The following is a 7,884-nucleotide window of genomic DNA, read 5'->3' as shown; positions in this document are numbered from 1 at the left end:
CGCGACACCTCGGCCAGCCCCTGGTCGATCGAGTAGGACGGCCCTTCCACCACCCCGTCCGTGATCAGTACGAAGGCTCCCGCCCGCGTCAGCCGGTGCCGGGTCACCGGATAGGTCTCGCCGCCCTGGATCCCCAGCGGCAGGCCTCCGGGGTCCCAGACGACCTCGGCCGGGGAGTCGGCCGAGGCCTGTATGGCCGGGACATGGCCCGCGCGGGAGCAGGCCAGCTCGCCCGCGACCGGGTCGAAGCGGACGAAGGAGCAGGTGGTGAACAGATCGCTGCCCATCGAGATGAGCAGTTCGTTGACCCCGCGCAACACCTCGCCCGGGTCGCAGGTGGTGGTGCAGACGGCGCGCAGCCCCGTGCGGACCTGGCCCATGAAAGCCGCCGCCTCCACGTCATGGCCCTGGACGTCGCCGATGGCGAAGCCGACCGAGGTGGTGCCGGGCAGCGGGAAGGCGTCGTACCAGTCGCCGCCGACATCCAGCCCGTCCCGCGAGGGTGTGTAGCGGGCGGCGGCCCGCAGACCGGGGAGCGCGGGCAGTTCGGCGGGCAGCATCTGCCGCTGCAGGGCCACGGCCAGCTCCACCCGCGCCTGCTGCAGCTTGATCCGCTCGAGGATCTGAGCGGTCAGCCGCCCCAGGGAACGCAGTGCCTGTTCGGGGGATTCCGGGGTGGTACGGCGGCGGCGGTTCATCGGTGCTCCGAGTGGTACCTCCAGCGCAGGCTGGGGGAGCTCTGACCCGCGTCTTATGTTACGCGCGGTCACGGCGGAAGGGGACGGGGGAAGGGGCGGTCGCGGGCGCGGGAGGACCATTCGATTTGCGGCTGCCGCTCGATATGCGGCTGCCGCCGTGCGGCGCGATCGTCGCCGTTCGCGCCCAGGTCGGCACCGTACGTGAGCGGGTGAGCGGTGCGCGCCCCGCCCCGTTGTCTGTCAGATCACGGTCAGGCTTCGCTCGCATATGCGCAGCGGCCTTGCCGAGGCCGCCGGTTGACGACACCGTTGTCCGGCAACGGGCACGCGCGCCGCGCGCCCGTCTTCGACTGGGACCGGAGGTGCCATGGAACCGATCGTTCCACCCCTCGTTCCACCGTTTGAGCTCGTCGGCGAAGGGCCGCACCGGGTCGTGGCCATACACGGCTGGTTCTCGGACCGCGCCGCCTTCGCGGCCATGCTGCCGCATATCGACCGTCGGGCCTTCACCTACGCACTCCCCGATCTGCGCGGCTACGGGGAGGCGCGGGACATTCGCGGCGAGTACACCACCGGCGAGGCGGGCCGCGATCTGCTCGCGCTCGCCGATCACCTCGGTTGGCAGCGGTTCTCGCTCCTCGGGCACTCGATGGGCGGCGCCGTCGCACAGCGCGTCGTGGCCGCCGCCCCCGACCGGGTGGGGCGGCTGGTCGGGGTCGCCCCCGTCCCCGCGAGCGGGATGCCGATGGAGGGTGAGCAGTGGGAGCTGTTCACCTCCGCCGCCGAGCGCCCCGAGAGCCGGCGGGCGATCATCGACTACACCACCGGCGGCCGCCACCCCGCCGCCTGGCTCGACATGATGGTCCGGCACTCGCTGGAGCACAGCGACGCCAAGGCGTTCCGGGCCTGGCTGGACTCCTGGGCCCTGGAGGACTTCCACGAGGACATCCTGGGCTCCCGGGTGCCGGTCCGGGTGGTGGTCGGGGCGCAGGATCCGGCGGTGACGGCGGAGCTGATGCGGCAGACCTGGCTGCGCTGGTATCCGCGCGCCGAACTCGTCGAACTGCCCGGTGCCGGGCACTACCCCGCCGACGAGTCGCCGCTCGAACTCGTACGCGCCGTCGAGGACTTCATCGCGGCGGACGCGTGATCACGGACCGGAGTCGGCGGATTTGAGGGCCGCGCCGGACGGGGCGGAATCCGAGGGGCGTGAGACGCGAGCAGAAGGGCGCGGCGAGTGCTTCGCCGCGTACTTCTCCTCGCTCTCGCGGTACTGGGGGAGCAGCGTGTTCAGAATGCGGTCCACGTACTCGCGGGTCTCGGCGATCTTCGGGATCCCGCGGGCCTCGAGGACCGCGGTCGGACCGGCGTTGTACGCGGCCAGCGCCAGCTTGGTCGGGTTGCCGGGCAGGGATTTCACCATGCCGTACAGATGGCACATATAGCGGGCCTGCGAGGGGATGGCGTCCTTGGGCTCCCAGACGTCGGCCTTTCCGTCGCCGTCCCCGTCGCGGCCCCACTCGGCCCAGGTCTCCGGGGTGAACTGCGAGATGCCCTGCGCATGTCCGGAGTCCGCGTCCGGCCGCCAGCCGCTCTCCGCGTGGATCTGCGCGGCCAGCAGCGGCACGTTCACCTTGGGGCAGGCGCGGGCGGCCGCCTCGACCACCGGGCGCTCGGCCGCGGGGATGGTCGGAAGTTCGGGCTCCGACGGGGTGGTGAAGTGCCGTACGACGAGGATCCCGGCGGCGAGCACCAGGGCGGTGCCGACGAGGGTGGCGGTGGTACGGCTGCGGCGGGTCACCATGCGGGCGCCGGAGGGACGGGGATGCGCATGAGGGGACGGTAGCCGGAATTCCGGGCCGGATCCGGAATTCGCGCGTTCCGTGGCCAGGTCCGCAGGATCAGGGCTTCCGGCCGGGTTCGCGGGGCCAGGTCTTCTCGTGACATCGAGTGGCGTCGTGCGGTGTCGAGTGACATCGAGCGGCGTCGTATGGTGTCGCGTCGGTTGACGTCGGCTCCGCCTACGGCTGTCCGGCTCCGCCCACCGCCGGCTGCGCCGCCGGGAGCGGCTGCTCCTCGTCGACGGGGCGCTTCATCACGTACGCCGCGCCCGCGCCGGCCGCGAAGAGCGCGAGCACCGAGACCGCTGTGCCCAGCCAGGTGGCGCCGAGCCATTGGCCGCCCACGTAGCCCAGGCTCACGCTGTAGGCGGCCCAGGCCAGTCCGGCCACCGCCGACCAGGGCAGGAACTCCTTGGCCCGGCGGTGCGCCGCGCCCGCGCCGAGGCTGACGACGGATCGTCCGGCGGGCGCGAAGCGGGCTATGACGACCAGCGCGCCGCCGCCCTTGACCAGCGCCGTGCCCAACTTCTCCTGGGCGGAGGTCAGCCGGCGGGAGCGGGCGATGGCGCGGTCGAGGCGGTCGCTGCCGCGCCAGGCCAGCCGGTAGGCGACCATGTCGCCGAGGACGGAGGCGGTGGCGGCGCACAGCATGAGGGCGAACATCTGGGAGAAGTCCGCGGCGCCCGCCTGGACGCGTACGACGCCCACCGCGTCCACGGTGGTTCCGGCGGCGGCGGTGGCCGCCGTGATGACGAGGACACCGCTTGGCAGGACGGGGAGGAACACGTCAAGGAGAACGGACATGCCGACAACCGCGTAAATCCATGGGGTGTTGGTCAGCGACCCCAAATGTTCCAACAACGTCTCTCCCGATCCGGTTCCCCCCGGCCGCGTCGCCGCCGGGGAGCGGCGGATGCGGCCTTCACAGCCATACAGCGTACGCCTGTGACGGGTGAGGATATCGACAAGGAGGTGATGATGTTGTTCGAATCACGTCACACGGGGGTTTCCTCCCCGGTGACGAAAGGGAGGTACCCCCGCATAACGTGATCTGCGGCTTGGAGCGGACGTTCAGGCGGATGTTCGGGCGACGGCCGAGTTGACCGCTCAGACCGCGGTCGGCTGACGGTGTGTCTCGGGGGCGGTGACGGCCTGGCGCGCCGAGCCGAGGAAGCGGTCGAGGGCCCAGGGGCCGGGGCCGGTGAAGACGATGAGCAGGAACGCCCAGCAGAACATCGCGGCCGCCTCGCCGCCGTTCTGGATGGGCCACAGCTTCTCGGGCTGGTGCTCGTGGAAGTACGCGTACGCCATCGAGCCGGAGGAGATGAACGCCGCGCTGCGGGTGCCCAGGCCGAGCAGCACCAGGCCGCCGCCGACGAGCTGGATCACGGCCGCGTACCAGCCGGGCCAGGTGCCGGCGTCGACGGTCTTGCCGGTGCCCATGAGGCCGCCGAACCAGCCCAGCAGCGAGGAGGCGCCGTGGCAGAAGAAGAGCAGGCCGACGACTATGCGGAAGAGCGAGAGGACATACGGTCTTGTGCCGTCCAGGCGTTCGGCGAGACCTTGGGGGGTGGCGGACGGGGACATGGGGACTGCTCCTTGTTCCGGGGACGGGAAACAATGGGACAGTCAGGTTAGGTTCCCCTTACCTTTTGTTGCAAGTTCAAGTTCCGCCAACTTTGACCCCGCCGCGCGCAGCGCCGCACGGGCCACCGCATCGGTGTCGCACAAGGTCACCGAGTTGACCCCGGGCCGTGCGCCGGCCGCCGTCACCCAGTGCACGCCCTCCGTCGGCACCCCGATCGCAAAGCGCCGCGGATGGGGCCGCCCCTCCGCGTCCACCAGGCGATATGGGCTCGGAGTGACATCCAGACCGCCCGTCTCGTAGCCCTCCACCCGGTGTGGACGGCACCCCCCGGTGCGCAGCAGCCGGGCCAGCAGCGGGTCCGCCGTCCGCCGCAGATCGGGCTCCGGCAGCCGCGCCTCGATCAGCGTCGTCGCGATCACCACAGGGCCCGGCACCCGCGCCGAGTGCCCCCCGAAACCGGGGGTTCCACCCGGCTCCGCGGCGGTCACTTCGGTCACCTCCAGATGCGGACCGAGGACGTCCAGCACCCCCGCCTCGATCAGCGCGGCCATCTCCTCGATGCGGCGGCGCGGCGGGCCGATCGACAAAAAGGCGTTGAGCGGGGTGTACCAGCGATCGAGATGGGACCGCCGCGAGCGCCCCGACAGACCGCCGTGGTCGACGATTTGCCGCAGCTCATTGCGCAGATCACGAAATACGTCCAGGGCCGCCTTGACGGGGCCCGACACATTCCCGAGCCGGGCGTGGGCCACGTCCTCGCGCGCGTACCCCAGCAGCCAGTGCCGGAAGTCCTCCCGCCCGGTGAACTCCCGGTTCCGGTGCGGATGGGCCACCGAATCCCAGCACCATCGGTCGGCCGGTGCGATGCCGAAATCGTCCAGTACCGCCGCCTCTTCAGCCCCGCCGTGCTCGGTGGCCAGAAAGCGCCCCCTGAAACCCGTGGGGCCCGTAGATCCCTGGCGTCCCGGCTGACTCTGCTGGCTCGATTCACCCGACTGCCCCTGCCGGCCCGGCGGGTCCGAACGGTCCAAGCGGCCCGGCCGGTCCGGGTGGTCCGGGCGGTCCAGCAGCGCCTCGTAATAGACCGTCTCGGCCTCCTTGGCGACCAGCGGCCAGACCTCGGTCAGGAAGTCCGGCGGATCGCCGGATTCCGCGCGCTTGCGGAAGTGGCTGATCACCTCGGGCGTCAGCAGCAGCGGATGGTGGCGCCCGTGGGCACCCTTCGCGTTGTCGCCCCGCGCGTGGTACGGAATGCCGCGCCGGGAGCCCGCGTACAGCCGTGGCTCACGGCCCGAGGGGTGATACACCAGCTTCTCGCCGTCGCCGTCGCCGTCGGGTGCGAAGCTGCCGCCGCGGCCGACCGTCAGCAGCGCCATGTGGTCGAAGAAGTTGAGGCCCAGACCGCGCAGCAGTACCGGCTCACCGGGCGCGATGCGCGACAGGTCGATGTCGGCCGGGTTGGCGGGCGGGTAGTAGCGCAGCCCGTGGCGCTCGGCGTGGGCGGCGAACCGTTCCTCCACCGCGTCCGTCACCGTCGGCAGATGGCCCTGGGCGAGTACGACCGCCCGCAGCCCGTCGAGCCGGCTGCCGTCCTCCAGGGTCAGCACCTGCTCGCCGCCCGGGCGTTCCTCGAGGCGTACGGCGCGCGAGGTGTGCACCTGGACGGTCACCGTGTCCGGCGCGCCCCGCACCACCTCCCCGAACACCCACTCCAGATAGCGGCCGTACAGCGCGCGGCTGGGGTAGTCGTCCGGGCCGAGGGCCGGGTCGAGCCCGCGTTCGGCGACCCACTCGTGCAGGCTCGGCCCGGTGCGGACCGGCCCCTCGCATTCGACGCTGGCGTCGGTGAAGAGGGTCACCTGTGAGGCCACGGTGTTCATCAGCAACTCGCCCGGCTGGGCCGTACGCCACACCCGGCCGGCGCCGGGCGGTGACGGATCCACCATGTGGACGGTGAGCCGCGCGTGGGGCGCAAGCTCTGGGGCCGAGGCGCACAGCCGCTCGAGCACGCTGGTGCCGCGGGGACCGGCACCGACGACGGCTATGGCGTGGGGGTCTCCGGCCAAGATTGTGTCTCCCGGGGCAGATGTGACTCAGGGTTCGCCCATCATGCCGCTCGGGCTCCCGGGAATCGCGCCGAGGTAGGGAACTCCGGCCTCTGTTGTGGGAGGGATCACGCCGGGGTGGTGTTTTGACGCACAGCCCGGCGCCGGGCCGCCTGGCGCCGGGTCGCCCGGCAGTGAGCCACGCGGCGGAGCCGCAATTCGACTGCGGGAGCCGGAATTCGACTGCGGAGCCGCAATTCGACCGCGGGGGCGCAATTCGACCGCGGGGGCGCGGGTCAGCCCTCGGGCCAGTCCGCCTCCAGGGCCGTGACCAGCCGCGCCCCGCCGCCCGACGGATCGGGCCGGGCCTGGTCGAGCCGCAGCCGCGCGGAACGCCCGCGCAGCGTCAACGTCATCAGCTGGTTGCCGAACCACGGGCCGCCCGTCTTGCGCCAGTCGAGCCGGTTCGGGGTGACTCGTCCATGCCGGGCGAAGGCGCGGCCGAGCCGGCGGCCCGCCCGGCTCCAGCCGAACCGGAAACCGAGCCGGATCGAGGCGTAAGTGCGGTTGTGCACGGGCGAACACGTCAGCTGCCGCACCTGGCTGTCCGGCGGCTGCGGCCAGCGCGACCAGTCGGGCTCGGCGACATACGCATGGTGCACATCGCCGGACAGCACGCTGATCGTCGCCGGAGCCGAGGGCCCGCCGCCGACCTTCGCGATCAGCTCGGTCAGCGCGTCGAAGGACGCGGGGAAGGCGGCCCAGTGCTCCAAGTCGCCGCGCTGGCGCAGGTCTTCCGCGATCCGCGCCCAGCGCGGACCGCGCTTGCCGCGGCACACCGCCGCGTTCCACGCCTCCACGTCATGGACGAAGTGCGGCAGCAGCCAGGGCAGCGAGGTGCCGATCAGGAGGTGGTCGTACGGCCCGGCGCGGCCGCTCGTGGCGTAGCTGTCGGTGCCCTCCAGCGCCTGCTCGCGCAGCCACGCCAGCTCGGGCTCGGCGACCATCGCCCGCGCGCCCTCCTCCAGCACCCGCGCGGCCCGGGTGTCGACCATCAGCAGCCGCACCCGCCCGAAGTCGCGGCGGTAGCTCCAGCGGGCGTACGTGGGGTCGGCGTCGGCGCGGGCGGCGAACTCCCGCAGCAGGTCCGTGCCGTCGCCCTCGGGCGCGGCCCGCACCGCCGCGTACAACTCGTCGGCGGCCAGCTCGGCGGGGGAGAGATTGCCCAGGTGCTGATGGACCCAGTACGACATCAGACCGCTGAGGATCCGCTCCCGCCACCACGGGGTGGCGCGCATCTCCCGCTGCCATGCCTCGCTGGTGTTCCAGTCGTCGATGACGTCATGGTCGTCGAAGATCATGCAGCTGGGGACGGTGGACAGCAGCCAGCGCACCTCGGGGTCCAGCCAGGACTCGTAGTAGAGCCGGGTGTACTCCTCGTAGTCGGCGACCTGCTGCCACGGGGGCTGGGTCACATCGCGCCGCGCGGTGAGCCAGCGGCGGGTCTCCTCGGAGGTCTCGTCCGCGTAGACCTGGTCGCCCAGCAGGACGAGCACGTCGGGACGCTCGGCCCCGGGAGTGTGGGCGAGGGTGTACGCCAGGGTGTCCAGGGCGTCGGGGCCCATCGGGTCGGCCGAGGCGTCGGCGGGCGGCGCGGCCCACCGGCAGGAGCCGAACGCGACGCGCACGGCGGCGGGGGCGGGGTCGGGGTC

Annotated in this window: 7 protein-coding genes; 1 reads left to right on the top strand and 6 read right to left on the bottom strand. The window is 72.2% G+C overall.

The window, feature by feature from the left end; translation table 11 throughout:
• On the bottom strand, window positions 1–698 hold a 698-nt coding region (locus CCN51_RS28595; protein ID WP_086860228.1), incomplete at its 3' end, for a PP2C family protein-serine/threonine phosphatase.
• 367 nt (window positions 699–1,065) lie between these two features.
• Here CCN51_RS28595 and CCN51_RS28590 point away from each other — a divergent pair.
• Window positions 1,066–1,848, top strand: coding sequence for an alpha/beta fold hydrolase (locus tag CCN51_RS28590; RefSeq protein ID WP_014180084.1), 783 nt, complete (start codon window positions 1,066–1,068; stop codon window positions 1,846–1,848).
• On the opposite strand, the gene CCN51_RS28585 is transcribed toward CCN51_RS28590, so the two are convergent.
• The 5 genes from CCN51_RS28585 to CCN51_RS28565 form a co-directional block, all read right to left on the bottom strand.
• Window positions 1,849–2,502: a lytic transglycosylase domain-containing protein gene (locus tag CCN51_RS28585; protein ID WP_014180085.1), complete on the bottom strand. Its 654-nt coding sequence runs from the start codon at window positions 2,500–2,502 to the stop codon at window positions 1,849–1,851. It lies immediately after the preceding gene.
• A 217-nt stretch (window positions 2,503–2,719) separates the two neighbouring features.
• The gene (locus CCN51_RS28580; RefSeq protein WP_043487709.1) at window positions 2,720–3,400 is read right to left on the bottom strand and encodes a DedA family protein; all 681 of its coding nucleotides are present in this window, start codon (window positions 3,398–3,400) and stop codon (window positions 2,720–2,722) included.
• A 246-nt stretch (window positions 3,401–3,646) separates the two neighbouring features.
• Window positions 3,647–4,126, bottom strand: a complete 480-nt coding sequence (locus tag CCN51_RS28575; RefSeq protein ID WP_014180087.1) for a DoxX family protein — start codon at window positions 4,124–4,126, stop codon at window positions 3,647–3,649.
• Window positions 4,127–4,168: 42 nt separating this feature from the next.
• Entirely contained in the window at window positions 4,169–6,193 is a 2,025-nt protein-coding gene (locus CCN51_RS28570) for an FAD/NAD(P)-binding protein (protein ID WP_014180088.1), read from the bottom strand.
• 275 nt (window positions 6,194–6,468) lie between these two features.
• On the bottom strand, window positions 6,469–7,884 hold a 1,416-nt coding region (locus CCN51_RS28565; protein WP_107426091.1), incomplete at its 5' end, for an alkaline phosphatase D family protein.

The sequence above is a fragment of the Streptomyces milbemycinicus genome, from assembly GCF_002154605.1.
In the GTDB taxonomy this organism is placed as follows: Bacteria; Actinomycetota; Actinomycetes; order Streptomycetales; family Streptomycetaceae; genus Streptomyces; species Streptomyces milbemycinicus.
Note: the sequence above shows the minus strand (reverse complement) of the source record. Positions and strands in the feature narration are given on the sequence as shown.